Here is a 14374-nt window from a genome sequence, read left to right as displayed (position 1 = left end):
GCGGCCTCCGGCCGGGCGCCGGAATGCTGGTGGGCGGCTACCACGGCGCCTGGCTGCGCCCGTCGGACGCCGTCGACGCGCCGCTCCCCCGCGCCGGACTCGCCACCCTCGGCGCGGGCGGGATCGCCACGCTCCCCGACGACAGCTGCCCGCTCGGCGAGATCGCGCAGGTCGCGGCCTGGCCGGCGGCCGAGTCCGCCGGCCAGTGCGGCCCCTGCAGGCGCGGCCTGCCCCACGCGGCCGAGGCCCCGGCTCTGCTGGCCGGCGGTGCCGCGGTGATGGAGGACGCCCGGTCCGCGCTCGGCGCGGCACAGGCCGGCGGCGCCTGCTCGCACTCGGACGGCACGGCCCGCTTCCTGCTCACCGCGCTGGACGTCTTCGCCAAAAACGTCGAGGTCCACCTGACCGGCCCGGGCTGCGGCCGTCCCGCACGCGGGGTGCTGCCCCTCCCGCCCGCCGAGGGCGCCCGGCCGGAGGTGGACTGGTCCCGCTGCACCGGTCACGGTCTGTGCGCGGTGCTGGCCCCCGACCTCATACGCCTGGGCCCGCAAGCTACCCGACGTCCACCAGCGTCCCGATCGCCCCCTTGCAGGAGCGCGGCGCCCGCCGCCTCGTCAGCCCGGCCCTGGCGCGGCTCCAGCACCACGGGTGCCGTACTGCGGCACCCCACCGCGGTCCAGCAGGAGCAAGCCGCAGGCGAACACCACGTCGGCGGCGGTGAGGCCGCGTACCCGCAGCGCCGAACTCCCGGTGGACCAGCCGTCCTTCGCGGCCACCGTGCCCGCTCCCTCGGAAGCGCCCGCCCGATTCCGCCGGTTCCGTGCGACGGACCAGCCCTCCGGCCGCGTAGAGCAGACGACGGACTCGCCCACGGAGGGGACTGCACAGTGACAGCGCGTGCACTCAAAGGAGCACTGAAGGGTGCCAGAGGTACGGCGATAGCGGCGGCGGCGATGGCCGTGCTGACCGCGTCGCAGGCGCCGGGAGCGGTCTCGGCCGAGGCCGCGCAGCCCGCGCGGAGCACGGCACCGGCCGAGGACGGCCCCAGCGTGTCGGGGGACACCCCGTACCGCACCGGCCTGCCCCCGCTGCGGACGCGGAAGGAGGGCCGCCCGGCACAGGAGGCGACGGGCGGCGGCGGTGCCCTGCCCGCGAGCGTGTTCGCCGCGTACCGGCGCGCCGAGGCGGAGCTGGCACGCAGTGCGCCGGGCTGCCGGCTGCGCTGGCAACTGCTCGCCGCGATCGGCCAGGTGGAGTCCGGGCAGGCACGGGGCGGCCGGGTGACCGGGGACGGTACGACCGTGACGCCCATCCTCGGCCCGCGCCTGACTGGAGGCGCCTTCGCCGCCGTCGCGGACACCGACGGCGGGGCGTACGACGGGGACGCGGTGTACGACCGCGCGGTCGGCCCGATGCAGTTCATCCCGTCCACCTGGGCCCGCTGGGGAGCGGACGGCAACGGCGACGGACGCAGGGACCCGAACAACGTCTACGACGCGGCGCTCGCCGCCGGCCGCTACCTGTGCGCGGGCGGCCGGAACCTGTCGAACCCCGCCGACCTGGACCGGGCGATCCTCGGCTACAACCACTCGGACGCCTATCTGCACACCGTCAAGGCGTGGTACGCGTACTACCTGACCGGGCACCGCGTGGTGCCGGACGCGTCCGGATCCCCGTCGGACCGGCCGGAGCCGTCCGGCCCGAAGAAGCCGAAGCCCTCGCCGTCGAAGCCGTCGAAGCCCTCGAAGCCCTCGAAGCCGTCGGACGACCGGAAGCCGGCCCCTGATCCCTCGCGCACGCCGTCGGCGCCGCCCGCCCCACCCGCTCCCGGCCCCTCCCCCACGGCCGGTCTCCCGAAGGCGTCCGGGACGCCGCTGGTTCCGGTCCCCGTACCGACCCTCACGCTGCCCGGCGGCGGTGTCCTGCCCAGCGCGGGGCAGCTGACCACCGGCAACGGCTAGAACACGATGGACGCCGCCCCCTCCACAACTGCCACTACTCGGCGGTAATGTCGCCGCCGTCGGAAGTACAGGACCGACGGCTGGTGCGAAGGGGCCCTCATGGCGACGGACATGTCTGCGGACACAGCGGCCGCCGACGAGCGTTGGCAGCGCATGTGGAGCCATCGTGAGCAACTGCTCAAGGTGGCCCGGCGGCGATCCATGAGCCAGGAGGACGCCGAGGACGCCGTGCACGAGGCGATGCTGCGCGCCGCGGAGCGCCCGGACCTGGACGACGAGCGGCTCGGCGCCTGGCTGACGACGGTGACGATGCGGCTGTGCGTCGACCGGCACCGGCAGGTCAACCGCGAGGCCGAGGTGGGCAGTCGCCCCACACTCGTCGCGCCCGGCCCGGTGCCCGTCGAGGAGGCGGTGTGCGACCGGGCCGAGGCCAAGTGGCTCGCCGTGCGCAGCGGTGAGCTGCCGGCCCGCCAAGCGGAGGCGCTCCGGCTGAGGTCCGAGGGCCTGGACGTGAGTCAGGTCGCGGTGCGGATGGGGCTCAGCTACCGGACCGTCGAGTCGCTGCTCGCCCGGGCCCGGCGGACGCTGCGCGCCTCGCTGGCCGGGACGCTCGGGCTGGTGCTGTTCCTGGTCGGGCGCGGGCGGCTGCGCGGCGGCGGCCATGTGCAGGCGGTCGCGGTCACCTCGACGGCGGCGACCCTGGTGGTGGCGGGGTTCGTGCTGCCGTACGCGCTCGGCGGGGGCGGAGACGGGAACGGTCCGGCGCCGCGGCCGGCCGTGTCCGGCCACGCGCAGGTCCTGGACGGCGAGGCGGCGTCCCGGGGGCGCCCCCCCGGGACGCCCGCCATCTCCCCCTCGGCGCCGGGGGACCGGGGCCGGACGCCCTCACCCACCGGAGAAACGTCTCTGCTGCCGGGGGCCGAGGAACCGAGGATGCCGAAGGTGCCGTCCCTGCCCGACGTGTCCGCGTCCGCGCTCCCGAAGCTGTCGGTGCCGCGGGTTCCCCAGGTGCCCGAGGTGCCGGCCCTGACGGCCGCCGCGCCGGACCTGCCGACGAAGTCGGCCGTCCCGTCGCTCCCGTCGCTCCCGTCGCTCCCGTCGCTTCCCACGGCCCCCGTCCTGCCCGCCGCCCCGCTCTCCGTCCCCGCCCCGGGGACGCCTTCGCGCACGCCCTCGCCGACGCTGCCGTAGCACCCCGTACACACGGCCGCAAAAAAATCTCCGTCCGCAGCGACGGACGCCCCTTCCCTCCCCGTAGAGCAGATGTCGGAGCCGCTCCACGGGCGAAGGGTGTGACCGGATGGGTGTCGAGATCTGTGTGGAAGGGCTGACCAAGTCCTTCGGCCACCAGGTCATCTGGCAGGACGTCTCGCTGACCCTGCCCGCCGGGGAGGTCTCGGTGATGCTCGGCCCCTCGGGAACGGGCAAGTCGGTGTTCCTCAAGACGCTCGTGGGCCTGCTGAAGCCGGATCGGGGCTCCATCACGATCCAGGGCCGGGACATCACCAGGCTCCGCGAGCGCGACCTGTACGAGGTGCGGAAGCTGTTCGGCGTGCTGTTCCAGGACGGCGCGCTGTTCGGCTCGATGAACCTCTACGACAACATCGCCTTCCCGCTGCGCGAGCACACCCGCAAGTCCGAGAGCGAGATCAGGCGGATCGTCCTCGAGAAGATGGACATGGTCGGGCTGCTCGGCGCCGAGGGGAAGCTGCCCGGCGAGATCTCCGGCGGCATGCGCAAGCGGGCCGGGCTCGCCCGCGCCCTGGTCCTCGACCCGGAGATCATCCTGTTCGACGAGCCGGACTCGGGCTTGGACCCGGTCCGTGTGGCCTACCTCAACCAGCTCATCGTCGACCTCAACGCACAGATCGACGCGACCTTCCTGATCGTCACCCACGACATCGCCTCGGCCCGCCAGGTCCCGGACAACATCGGGCTGTTGTTCCGGCGTGAGCTGGTCATGTTCGGGCCCCGCGAGAAACTGCTGGCCAGCGACGAGCCCGTCGTACGGCAGTTCCTGAACGGCCGGATGCAGGGGCCGATCGGCATGGCGGAGGAGAAGGACGCGGCCCAGGTCGAGCAGGAGCTGGCCCAGATCGACGAGGACGGTCCGGCCGGCGCGCCGGCTCCCCGCCTGCTGCCCGGCCCCGGCATCACCCGCCCGCCCCGCTGGGAGGCGATCGCCAGACGCGAGGCGGAACTGCACGGGGCGGGGGTGACGAGCCCATGAGGCTCTCCCCGACGGGTGCCCTCCGCCAATCGGGCAACCTGTTCGCGATGGCGCTGGACGTCATCCGGTCCCTGCCCCGACGGCCGTTCCAGGCCCGCGAGTTCATCCAGCAGGCGTGGTTCGTCGCGAGCGTCACGATCCTGCCGACGGCGCTGGTCTCGATCCCCTTCGGGGCGGTCATAGCGCTGCAGATCGGCAGCCTGACCCGGCAGTTGGGCGCCCAGTCCTTCTCCGGGGCCGCGTCCGTGCTCGCCGTGCTGCGGGAGGCCTCGCCGATCGTCACCGCGCTGCTGATCGCGGGCGCGGGCGGCACTGCCATCTGCGCGGACCTCGGGGCACGCAAGATCCGGGACGAGATCGACGCGATGCAGGTGCTCGGCATCGACCCGATCCACCGGCTCGTCGTACCGCGGGTGCTGGCGTCGATGGTCGTGGCCGTACTGCTCAACGGCCTCGTGTCGGTGGTCGGTGTCGCGGGCGGCTACTTCTTCAACGTCGTCCTCCAGCACGGCACGCCCGGCGCCTACCTGGCGTCCTTCACCACCCTCGCCCAGCTGTCCGACCTGTGGGCGGCGGAGATCAAGGCGCTGGTGTTCGGGGCCATCGCGGCGATCGTCGCCTCGTACAAGGGGCTGACGGCGCAGGGCGGCCCGAAGGGCGTGGGCGACGCCGTCAACCAGTCCGTGGTGATCACCTTCATGTTGCTGTTCGTGACCAACTTCGTGATGACCGCCGTGTACTTCCAGGTCGTCCCGCAGAGGGGTTAGCCGATGAGACCGAGAGAACTCCTCGACCGCCCCTTGCGCTCCTTGGAGGAGCTGGGCGGGCAACTGTCCTTCTACGGGCGCTCGCTGGCCTGGACGGGCCGCACCCTGCGCCGCTACAAGAAGGAGATCCTGCGGCTGCTCGCCGAGGTGAGCTTCGGGCGCGGCGCGCTCGCCGTCGTCGGCGGCACGGTCGGCGTGATCGCGTTCCTGTCCTTCTTCACCGGCACCGAGGTCGGCCTCCAGGGTTACGCGGCCCTCAACCAGCTCGGCACCTCCAACTTCGTGGCGTTCCTGTCGGCGTACTTCAACACCCGGGAGATCGCCCCGCTGGTGGCCGGGCTCGCCCTGTCCGCGACCGTCGGCGCCGGGTTCACCGCGCAGCTCGGTGCGATGCGGATCAGCGAGGAGACCGACGCGCTGGAGGTGATGGGCGTCCCCTCGCTGCCGTTCCTGGTGACGACGCGGATGATCGCCGGCTTCGTGGCGGTGATCCCCCTGTACGTGGTCGGGCTGCTGTCCTCGTATCTGGCCGCCCGCACCATCACCACCGGCTACTACGGGCAGTCGACCGGCACCTACGACCACTACTTCCACCAGTACCTGCCGCCCGTCGACGTGTTCTGGTCCTTCGGCAAGGTGATCGTCTTCGCCGTGCTGATCATCCTGGTGCACTGCTACTACGGCTACCACGCGAGCGGCGGCCCGGCCGGCGTCGGCGTCGCGGTGGGCCGGGCGGTGCGGACCTCGATCGTCGCTGTCAACGTCCTGGACTTCTTCCTGAGCCTCGCGATCTGGGGCGCCAGCACGACCGTACGGATAGCGGGGTGACAGCGGTGCGCACACACAGGACCAGACTCAGGCTGTACGGCATCGCGTTCCTCACCGTGCTCGCGCTGCTGCTGTCGCTCGCGGTGGCCGTCTACCAGCAGGCGTTCACCTCCGTCGTGCCCATCACCCTGGAGGCCGGCACCCTCGGCAACCAGCTCGACCCGCGCGCCGACGTCAAGCTGCGCGGGCTGCTGGTCGGTGAGGTGCGCGCGGTGCACGCCGACGGCACGAAGGCGACCCTCGACATCGCGCTCAAGCCGCAGTACGTGTCGTACATCCCCTCGGACGTGCACGCGCGGCTGCTGCCCAAGACGCTGTTCGGCGAGAAGTACGTCGACCTGGTCGCTCCCGCCGGCGCCGTGCAGGCGGCCCGGCCCATCCGCGCGGGCGACGTCATCACCCAGGACCGCACCAAGGTCGGCATCGAGGTGCAGCAGCTGATGAACGACCTGCTGCCGCTGCTGCGCACGGTCCGGCCGGGCGAACTCAACGCCACCCTCTCGGCGTTCGCCACCGCGCTGGAGGGCCGCGGCGACCGGATCGGCGGCAACCTCACCCGGGTCGAGGGCTATCTGCGCCGCCTCAACCCGCACATGCCCTCCCTGAAGGAGGACATCACGCGGTTCGCGGACGTCGCCGAGGTGTACGGCGACGCCGCGCCCGACCTGATGCGGATCCTGCGCAACACGGTCACCACCAGCCGGACGATCACCGAGAAGAAGGACCAGTTGGCATCGGCCCTGCGCACGACCGCCACCGTGGCGGGCACGGCGAACGACTTCCTGTCCGAGAACGGCGACCGGCTGATCACCCTGGGCCGGGTCTCCCGCCCCACGCTGGAGCTGTTCGCCCGCTACTCCCCGGAGTACCCCTGCCTGTTCCAGGGCCTGGCCCGGCAGGAGAAGGCGTCCGAGGACGCGTTCCGGGGCGGCGAGATGCGGATCACCCTGGAGGTCGTCCGGCCGCAGGGCGCGTACCGGCCCGGTGAGGAACCGGTGTACGGCGAGCGGTCCGGCCCCGACTGCCGCGGCCTGCCCCATCCGCAGGTGCCCGGGACGAAGCCGCACCTCCGCGACGGAACGTCGGCCACAGGCTCCGGCGGCGCACAGCCCGGAGGCGACGGTGTGTCCGCCACCCGGGCCGAACAACGGGCCGTCGGCTCGCTCGTGGCCCCCGTCATGGGCGTCCCCGCGGACCGGGTGCCGCCCGTGGCGACCCTGCTGTTCGGGCCGCTCGCGCGCGGGACGGCGGTGAGTGTCGCATGAGCGGGTCGGGAGCCCGGCAGACCGCCGCCCCGCTGGTCAAGTTCAGCCTCTTCGCGCTGGTCACGATCGCGGCGACGGCGCTGCTCGCCGCCACCATCGTCAACGTCTCCTTCACCCCCAAGGAGACGTACCACGCGGTGTTCACCGACGTCACCGGGCTGGAGACCGGCGACGACGTCCGGGTGGCCGGAGTGCGGGTGGGAGAGGTCGAGGGCATCCGGATCAAGGACCGGACCCTGGCGGAGGTCACGTTCACCGTCAGCGCGGACCGGCCGCTGCTCGCCGGCACCCACGCGGTCGTCCGCTACCGCAACCTGGTCGGACAGCGGTACGTCGCGCTCACCGAGGGCGCCGGCGACGTCACCGCCCGGTTGCGGCCGGGCGGCACCATCCCGCTCTCGCGGACCCAGCCGGCGCTGGACCTCAACGCCCTGCTGAACGGCTTCAAGCCGCTGTTCGCCGCGCTCAGCCCGAGCGACGTCAACCAGCTCGCCACCGAGATCGTCCAGACCCTCCAGGGCGAGGGCGGCACGGTGAACAGCCTGCTCGCGCACACGGCCTCGCTCACCAGCACCCTCGCCGACCGGGACAAGCTCATCGGGTCGGTGATCGACAACCTCAACACCGTCCTGCGGACGCTCGACGAGCGCGGCTCCCGATTCTCGGGGCTGCTCACGCAGCTGCGCCGGGTGATCTCGGGGCTGTCCGCCGACCGCAAGCCCATCGGGGCGTCGCTGGTGAGCATCGGCGACCTCACGGACGTCACCGCGGGGCTGCTGAAGGACGCGCGTCCACCCCTGAAGGACGACATCGCCGGGCTCGGCGATCTCACCGGAACGCTGAACAAGAACGAGAACACCGTGGAGGGCGTCCTGAAGCGGCTGCCGAACAAGCTCGAGAAGCTGACGGGGACCGCCTCGTACGGTTCGTGGTTCAACTTCTACCTCTGCGACTTCGACGGCCGGATCGTGCTGCCGAAGACCAAGCAGGTGATCACCCCGGAGCTGCACGTGGCGCGGGCGAGGTGCGGCGGATGAGCACGCGCGTCAGGCGGCGCGACGCCCGCCGCCCCGAGCCGCTGGTGAAGGTGCGCGTCCTGCCGCCGAAGCTGCCGAAACTCCCCCGGCTGCTGCCGAGGCGCGCGCCCCGCCCCGAGCCGCTGGTGAAGGTGCGTGTGCTGCCCCCGCAGGTGCCGAAACTCCCCCGGCTGCTGCCGAGGCGCGCGCCCCGCCCCGAGCCCCTCGTCAAGGTGCGCGTCCTGCCGCCGAAGCTGCCCAGGATCCGGCTCCAGCGCCCGCGCCTGAAGCCCTTCCGTGAACGCAACCCGGTCGTCGTCGGCGCGGTCGGCCTCACCGTCCTCGCGCTGCTCACCGTCGCCGCCTTCAACGCCGACAGCCTGCCGCTGATCGGCGGCGGCGACACCTACAGCGCGGCGTTCTCCGAGGCCGGCGGGCTCAAGCCGGGCGACGAGGTACGGATCGCCGGGGTCAAGGTCGGCAAGGTCGAGGGCGTCGACCTGGACGGCGACCACGTCAAGGTGACCTTCAAGGTGAAGGACCGCCCGGCGTTCGGCACCGGCACGGGGGCGGCGATCCGGGTCAAGACGATCCTCGGCGCCAAGTACCTGGCCCTGTACCCGAAGGGGCCCGGCCAGTTGAAGCCCGGCAGTGAGATCCCGCTCCGGCGGACCGTGTCGGCGTACGACGTCGTCCAGGCGTTCAGCGACCTGACGACCACCACCGAGAAGGTCGACACGGACCGGCTCGCGAAGGCACTGGACACGATCTCCGTCACCTTCCAGGACTCCCCCGGGGAGGTGCGGGCGTCGATCAAGGGGCTCGCGCGGATCTCCCGGACCGTCGCCGCCCGCGACGAGGCGCTGCGCGGACTCCTCGACCACGCGAACGGAGTCACCAAGGTGCTGGCCGGACACACGAAGGACTTCTCCGCGCTGGTGAAGGACGGCGACGCCCTGTTCAAGGAGATCGACAGGCGGCGCGCGGCCATCCACAAGCTGCTCAAGAGCTCCGCGCTGCTCGGCATCGAGCTGTCCGGCCTGGTCGACGACAACAGCAAGGAGATCGGACCCGCGCTGAAGAACCTCGACACCTTCGTGACGATGCTCGAACGCAACCAGGCGAGCCTCGACCGCAGCGTCCGGCTGCTCGCCCCCTACGTACGGCTCTTCACCAACACCCTCGGCAACGGCCGCTGGTTCGACTCCTACATCCAGAACCTGGTCGCCGCCCCGGTCACGCCGCGGACGGGAGGCACCCGATGACCCGCAGACTCCTGGCCCTGTTCACCGCGCTGGCGCTCCTCGTCGGCCTGGCCGTCGTCCTGTGGCCGGGACCCGGCCCCGTCCGCGTCACGGCGTACTTCCCGCGCACCGTCGGCATCTACCCCGGCTCCGACGTCCGCGTCCTCGGCGTCCGCATCGGCGAGGTCAAGAAGATCACACCGGAGGGCGGGCGGGTGCGGGTCGAGCTGGAGTACGACCGGGGCCGCAAGGTCCCGGCCGGCGCACAGGCCGCCATCGTCAACTCCTCCGTCGTCAGCGACCGTTACCTGCAGCTGCTGCCGGTGTACCGCAAGGGCGCCGTGCTGCGGGACGGAGACGTCATCCCCGAGTCCCGGACGGCCGTCCCCGTCGAACTGGACCGGATCTTCGACAGCCTGCACACCACCGCCGACGCGCTCGGCCCGAACGGCGCCAACAAGAAGGGCTCGCTGTCCCGGCTGCTCGGGGTGAGCGCGGACAACCTCCAGGGGCAGGGCAAGGACCTCAACCAGACCGTGGAGGACCTGTCCCAGGCGGTCACCACGCTGTCCGACGGGCGCGGCGACCTGTTCGGGACCGTGCGGAACCTCCAGGTGTTCACGGCCGCGCTGGCGGCGGACGACGCCAGTGTGCGGTCGTTCAACACCGACCTCGCCGACGTGGCCGGGCAACTCGCCGGGGAGCGCAAGGACCTCGCGGCCGCGCTGAAGTACCTGGCCGCCGCGCTCGGCGACGTGTCCGGCTTCGTGAAGGGCAACAAGAAGGCGCTGACCTCGGACGTGCGGGGCCTGGCCAAGGTCACCAAGGTCCTCGTCACCCAACGGAAAGCTCTGGAGGAGCTGTTGACCGTCGCCCCCACGGGCCTGTCGAACCTGCAGAACGCCTACAACCCCGCCGCCGGCACCCTCGACACCCGAAACAACGCGCAGACCCCGCAGGATCCGTCGTCCCTCCTCTGCTCGATCCTGAAGACGACCGGCGAGGACCACGACAACTGCGCCGGCCTGAAGAAACTCCTCGACTCGCTCCCCGACATCCCGTCGGCGCCCGCGTCGACGGGCACGGTCGACAAGACCCTCGGCGGCATCCTGGGGGCATCGGCATGAGCGCGCGGCGCAAGGCGCGGACGGCCGCCTGGGCGGCGGTCGGCTCGCTGCTGCTGACCGGCTGCGAGTTCAACGGCTGGTACGACGTCCCGCTCCCCGGCGGCGCCGCCTCCGACGGCCACGCCTACCACGTCACCGTCGACTTCCGGGACGTCCTGGACCTCGTGCCGCAGTCGGCGGTCAAGGTCGACAACGTCACCGTCGGCGCGGTCGAGAAGGTGGAACTGGACGGCTGGCACGCCCGCGTGCGGCTCAGGATCGCCGACTCGGTGAAGCTGCCCGGCAACGCGGTCGCCGACCTGCGGCAGACCAGCATGCTCGGCGAGAAGTACGTCGCCCTGTCCCCGCCGGCCGGCACGCGGCCCGTCGGACGGCTCCGCGACGGCGACCGCATCCCGCTGTCCCGCAGCGGCCGCAACCCGGAGGTCGAGGAGGTGCTGTCGGCCCTCTCGGCGCTGCTCAACGGCGGCGGGGTGGCCCAGCTGAAGACGATCACCGTCGAGCTGAACAAGGCCCTCGGCGGCCGCGAGGACCGGGTCAGGTCCCTGCTGAAGCAGCTCGACACCTTCCTCGGCGGCCTCGACGACCAGCGGGCGGAGATCGTGCGCGCGCTGAAGGGCGTCGACCGGCTCGCCAAGCGGCTGAAGAAGGAGAAGAAGACGATCGCCCTGGCCGTCGACACCATGCCGCCCGCCCTGAAGGTCCTCGCCGACCAGCGCAAGGACCTGACGAAGATGCTCACCGCCCTCTCCGGGCTCGGCAGGACCGGCACCAGAGTGGTGAACGCCTCCCGCGACGACACCGTCGCCGACCTGAAGAAGCTCCAGCCCATCCTCCAGGAGCTGAACAAGGCGGGCGACGACCTGCCCGGCTCCCTGGAGATCCTCACCACCTACCCGTTCCCGCGCAACGCGACGGACGCCGTCAAGGGCGACTACGTCAACCTGAAGATCACCGCCGACCTCGACCTGGCGGACCTCTACGGCAACGTCACCGGCAAGCCCGGCAAGGGCGGGAAGCCCCCGGCCCCCGGGACACCGCACCTGCCCGGCGTCCCCACTCCCGTCCCCCTGCCGTCCCTGCCGTCCGTCCCGCCCCTGCCGTCGGCCCCGCCGCTGCCGTCCACCCCGCCCGTGCCCTCGGCGCCCGCGACGCCCTCCGCCGGCAGCTCCCTGCTGTGCCCGCCGGTGTGCACCGCCGCCTACGGCACCGGGAGCGGCTCGCGCCGCCTCCCGCCGGGCATCGACACCGGCCTCGCCGAGCTGATGCTGAAGGGGATGCTGCGGTGATCACACGTACGGTCAAGGCCCAGCTGCTCGCCTTCGCGACCGTCACCGCCCTCGGGGTGTCGTACGTCGGCGCCCGGTACACGGGCCTGGTGGACGACGTCCTGCACCGCGGGTACACCGTGCGCGCCGACTTCGCCGAGTCCGGGGGCATCTTCTCCGGCGCCGAGGTCACCTACCGGGGCGTGCCCGTGGGCCGCGTGGGCGACCTGCGGCTGACCCGGTCCGGGGTCTCGGTGGCGCTCAGGATCGAGGACGGCGCCCCGCGGATCCCGGCCGACACGCTCGCGGTGGTCGCCGACCGCTCGGCGGTGGGCGAGCAGTACGTCGACCTTCAGCCGCGGCGGTCCGGCGGGCCGTACCTCGAGGACGGCACCCCGATCCCGCGCAACCGCACCCGGACCCCGCTGCCGGTCACCGACCTGGTCCTCAGCCTCGACCGGCTGGTCAACTCGGTCGGCAAGGACGACCTCCGGGTCACCGTCGACGAACTGGGCAAGGCGTTCGCCGGCACCGGGCCGAACCTGAGCCGGCTGGTGGACTCCGGCGACGCGCTGGTCGAGTCGGCCTCCGAGTCGCTGCCCCAGACGGTCTCGCTGATCGAGGACTCCCGGAAGGTGCTCAAGACCCAGGCGGACAAGGGCTCGGCCATCAAGTCCTTCTCCCGCGACCTCGCCACCCTCACCGCGCAGTTGAAGTCGAGCGACGGCGACCTGCGCCGGCTGATCGGCAACACGCCGCCCGCCGCGCAGCAGGTCGACTCCCTGCTGAGGTCCACGCGGCCGCACGTGCCGGTCCTGCTGGCCAACCTCGTCAGCGGCGGGCAGGTCACCGTGGCCCGGCTGCCCGGCGTCGAACAGGCCCTGGTCACGCTGCCGCTCACGGTCGCGGGCAGCTACACGGTCATCCCCGGCGACGGCACCACCCACTTCGGGATGGTCGTGAACGCCGGCGACCCGCCCGCGTGTACCCAGGGCTACGGCACCCGGCGGCGCGACCCCGCCGACACCAGCACGCGCCCGGCGAACACCGACGCGCGCTGCACTGCACCGCGCGGCAGCAAGACCTCGGTGCGCGGAGCGCAGAACGCGCCCGGAGCGACGACCGGCCGGCACGGCGCCGACCGGGCCGCGTTCGTGGCCCCGTACGACCCGGAGACCGGCACCGCGACCGGCCCGGACGGAACGCCTGTCAAGATCGGCTCGACGGGCGGAGAACAGACCGTGTTCGGAAAGGAGTCGTGGCAATGGCTGCTCGTGGGACCGATGGCGGGAGAGGCGCACGCATGAGGCTGCTGTCGGCGGGGCTCGCCGCCGCGGCGGTGCTGGCGACCGTGCCCTGTGTCTGGCTGGGGGTGAAGCTGTCCGACCAGCACGCGGCGGAACAGCGCCGCCAGGACATCCTGGCGGCGGCCCGCCAGTCGGCACTGAACTTCACCTCGCTCGACTACCGGCACTACGACCGGGACAGCGGCAACGTACTGAAGGGCGCCACCGGTGAGTTCAAGAAGGAGTTCGCCGCGCAGACCGCGCAACTGACGAAGCTGGTCGCGCGGAACAAGTCGGTGTCCGAGGGCCAGGTCCTGGAAGCGGGCATCGTGCGGTCCGACGCGCGCACGGCCCGGGTCCTGGTCGTCGCCGACAGCAAGGTGACCAACTCCGCCGCGCCCCAGGGCCAGGCGCGCACCTACCGGCTCCAGCTCGACCTCGCGCGCGTGTCCGGCCGCTGGCTGACGTCCGACGTCGCGTTCGTGGGCTGACCCACCCGTGAGTCCATCGATGAGGAGAGACACCGTGGCGCATCAGACCGCCCGCACCCGCGGCACCGGCTCACCGGCCCGCCGCACCATGACCGCCGCCGCCCGCGCGGCGGCCAAGCGCACCGGGCGGTCCGCGCGCCCCGAGCGCGGCGCCCGCGTGGAGGAGCCGACGCCCTCCGGGCGCACCCTGCTCGTCGAGCCCCCGGCGAACGGCTGGGAGGACCCGCCGGAGCCCGAGTCGGTCGAGTCGCCCGAACCGCCTGAGTCCTTCGAGTCCTTCGAGTCGTTCGAGTCGTTCGAGTCGTTCGAGGAGGATCCGGAGGACGGTGCGCCCCCGCGCAGGACCGGGCGGCGCGTGCTCACCGCCGTGCTGGGCGCCGTCCTCGTGACGGCCCTGGCCGCGGCCGCCGTGCTCGGCTGGCAGTACCGGCAGGGGCGGCAGACGGAGCAGGCCCGCGGCGAGGCCGTCGCGGCCGCGCTGAAGGCTGCGCCGGTCGTGCTGTCGTACGACTACCGGCACCTGGACCGGGACTTCTCCCGGGGCCGCGCCCTGCTGACCGGGCACTTCCGCGACCAGTACGGCAAGACCACCAAGGCGGTGGTCGCGCCGACCGCGACGAAGTACCACGGCGTGGTGAAGGCGACCGTGGCCACCCCCGCCGACGGCGGCGCCCCGGCGGCCTCCGTCGTGTCGGCCGCACCGGACCGGGCCGTCGTCCTGCTCTTCGTCAACCAGGTCACCCGGAGCACCCAGGTCCCGCAGCCCCGGCTGGACCTGAACCGGGTGCGCATGACGCTCACCCGCACCTCCGACGGCTGGAAGGTGAGCGGCGTGGACGCCCTCTGACCCCCTCTGACCACGTCGGCAAGCGCCCTAGCGGTGCCTGCGGA

Annotated in this window: 13 protein-coding genes; all 13 read left to right on the top strand. The window is 72.6% G+C overall.

What is annotated here, in order from left to right; genetic code table 11:
* Positions 1–29: 29 nt before the first annotated feature.
* The 13 genes from ACFQ9Z_RS32990 (at position 30) to ACFQ9Z_RS32930 (ending at position 14330) form a co-directional block, all read left to right on the top strand.
* Positions 30–1961: an NADH-ubiquinone oxidoreductase-F iron-sulfur binding region domain-containing protein gene (locus ACFQ9Z_RS32990; RefSeq protein ID WP_383028180.1), complete on the top strand. Its 1932-nt coding sequence runs from the start codon at positions 30–32 to the stop codon at positions 1959–1961.
* Between the two features lie 111 nt (positions 1962–2072).
* On the top strand, positions 2073–3152 hold the full coding sequence (locus tag ACFQ9Z_RS32985; RefSeq protein ID WP_383028173.1) for a sigma-70 family RNA polymerase sigma factor: 1080 nt from the start codon (positions 2073–2075) through the stop codon (positions 3150–3152).
* Between the two features lie 109 nt (positions 3153–3261).
* Positions 3262–4191, top strand: coding sequence for an ABC transporter ATP-binding protein (locus tag ACFQ9Z_RS32980; protein WP_383028170.1), 930 nt, complete (start codon positions 3262–3264; stop codon positions 4189–4191).
* Positions 4188–4958 (top strand): MlaE family ABC transporter permease, encoded by a 771-nt coding sequence (locus tag ACFQ9Z_RS32975; RefSeq protein WP_383028166.1) that lies wholly within the window; start codon positions 4188–4190, stop codon positions 4956–4958. The genes ACFQ9Z_RS32980 and ACFQ9Z_RS32975 overlap by 4 nt, the downstream gene beginning before the upstream one ends.
* A 3-nt stretch (positions 4959–4961) precedes the next feature.
* Complete coding sequence (locus tag ACFQ9Z_RS32970; RefSeq protein WP_383028158.1) at positions 4962–5786, top strand: MlaE family ABC transporter permease; 825 nt, start codon at positions 4962–4964, stop codon at positions 5784–5786.
* A 5-nt stretch (positions 5787–5791) separates the two neighbouring features.
* Complete coding sequence (locus ACFQ9Z_RS32965; RefSeq protein WP_383028154.1) at positions 5792–7051, top strand: MCE family protein; 1260 nt, start codon at positions 5792–5794, stop codon at positions 7049–7051.
* Positions 7048–8088 carry an MCE family protein gene (locus ACFQ9Z_RS32960; protein WP_383028150.1) on the top strand — a complete coding sequence of 347 codons (1041 nt, stop codon included), beginning with the start codon at positions 7048–7050 and terminating at the stop codon, positions 8086–8088. Before ACFQ9Z_RS32965 ends, ACFQ9Z_RS32960 begins: the two co-directional genes overlap by 4 nt.
* 263 nt (positions 8089–8351) lie before the next feature.
* Positions 8352–9332 carry an MCE family protein gene (locus ACFQ9Z_RS32955; RefSeq protein WP_383028488.1) on the top strand — a complete coding sequence of 327 codons (981 nt, stop codon included), beginning with the start codon at positions 8352–8354 and terminating at the stop codon, positions 9330–9332.
* Positions 9329–10438, top strand: a complete 1110-nt coding sequence (locus ACFQ9Z_RS32950) for an MCE family protein (protein WP_383028146.1) — start codon at positions 9329–9331, stop codon at positions 10436–10438. Before ACFQ9Z_RS32955 ends, ACFQ9Z_RS32950 begins: the two co-directional genes overlap by 4 nt.
* The gene (locus tag ACFQ9Z_RS32945) at positions 10435–11727 is read left to right on the top strand and encodes an MCE family protein (RefSeq protein WP_383028143.1); all 1293 of its coding nucleotides are present in this window, start codon (positions 10435–10437) and stop codon (positions 11725–11727) included. Before ACFQ9Z_RS32950 ends, ACFQ9Z_RS32945 begins: the two co-directional genes overlap by 4 nt.
* Positions 11724–13013 (top strand): MCE family protein, encoded by a 1290-nt coding sequence (locus ACFQ9Z_RS32940; RefSeq protein ID WP_383028140.1) that lies wholly within the window; start codon positions 11724–11726, stop codon positions 13011–13013. Before ACFQ9Z_RS32945 ends, ACFQ9Z_RS32940 begins: the two co-directional genes overlap by 4 nt.
* On the top strand, positions 13010–13483 hold the full coding sequence (locus tag ACFQ9Z_RS32935; RefSeq protein ID WP_383028135.1) for a hypothetical protein: 474 nt from the start codon (positions 13010–13012) through the stop codon (positions 13481–13483). Before ACFQ9Z_RS32940 ends, ACFQ9Z_RS32935 begins: the two co-directional genes overlap by 4 nt.
* Before the next feature lie 34 nt (positions 13484–13517).
* Positions 13518–14330 carry a hypothetical protein gene (locus ACFQ9Z_RS32930; protein ID WP_383028131.1) on the top strand — a complete coding sequence of 271 codons (813 nt, stop codon included), beginning with the start codon at positions 13518–13520 and terminating at the stop codon, positions 14328–14330.
* Positions 14331–14374 lie beyond the last annotated feature (44 nt).

The sequence above is a fragment of the Streptomyces sp. NPDC056580 genome (assembly GCF_042793175.1).
Lineage (GTDB): Bacteria > Actinomycetota > Actinomycetes > Streptomycetales > Streptomycetaceae > Streptomyces.
The sequence above is the reverse complement of the archived record's forward strand: the minus strand, read 5'-3'. Positions and strand labels throughout refer to the sequence as shown.

What these genes read in the sequence shown, in the direction of transcription:
- ACFQ9Z_RS32960 (WP_383028150.1), top strand. Translation starts at nt 7,048, where the DNA reads ATGAGCGGGTCGGGAGCCCGGCAGACCGCCGCCCCGCTGGTCAAGTTC.
- ACFQ9Z_RS32935 (WP_383028135.1), top strand. Translation starts at nt 13,010, where the DNA reads ATGAGGCTGCTGTCGGCGGGGCTCGCCGCCGCGGCGGTGCTGGCGACC.
- ACFQ9Z_RS32950 (WP_383028146.1), top strand. Translation starts at nt 9,329, where the DNA reads ATGACCCGCAGACTCCTGGCCCTGTTCACCGCGCTGGCGCTCCTCGTC.
- ACFQ9Z_RS32945 (WP_383028143.1), top strand. Translation starts at nt 10,435, where the DNA reads ATGAGCGCGCGGCGCAAGGCGCGGACGGCCGCCTGGGCGGCGGTCGGC.
- ACFQ9Z_RS32985 (WP_383028173.1), top strand. Translation starts at nt 2,073, where the DNA reads ATGTCTGCGGACACAGCGGCCGCCGACGAGCGTTGGCAGCGCATGTGG.
- ACFQ9Z_RS32980 (WP_383028170.1), top strand. Translation starts at nt 3,262, where the DNA reads ATGGGTGTCGAGATCTGTGTGGAAGGGCTGACCAAGTCCTTCGGCCAC.
- ACFQ9Z_RS32970 (WP_383028158.1), top strand. Translation starts at nt 4,962, where the DNA reads ATGAGACCGAGAGAACTCCTCGACCGCCCCTTGCGCTCCTTGGAGGAG.
- ACFQ9Z_RS32975 (WP_383028166.1), top strand. Translation starts at nt 4,188, where the DNA reads ATGAGGCTCTCCCCGACGGGTGCCCTCCGCCAATCGGGCAACCTGTTC.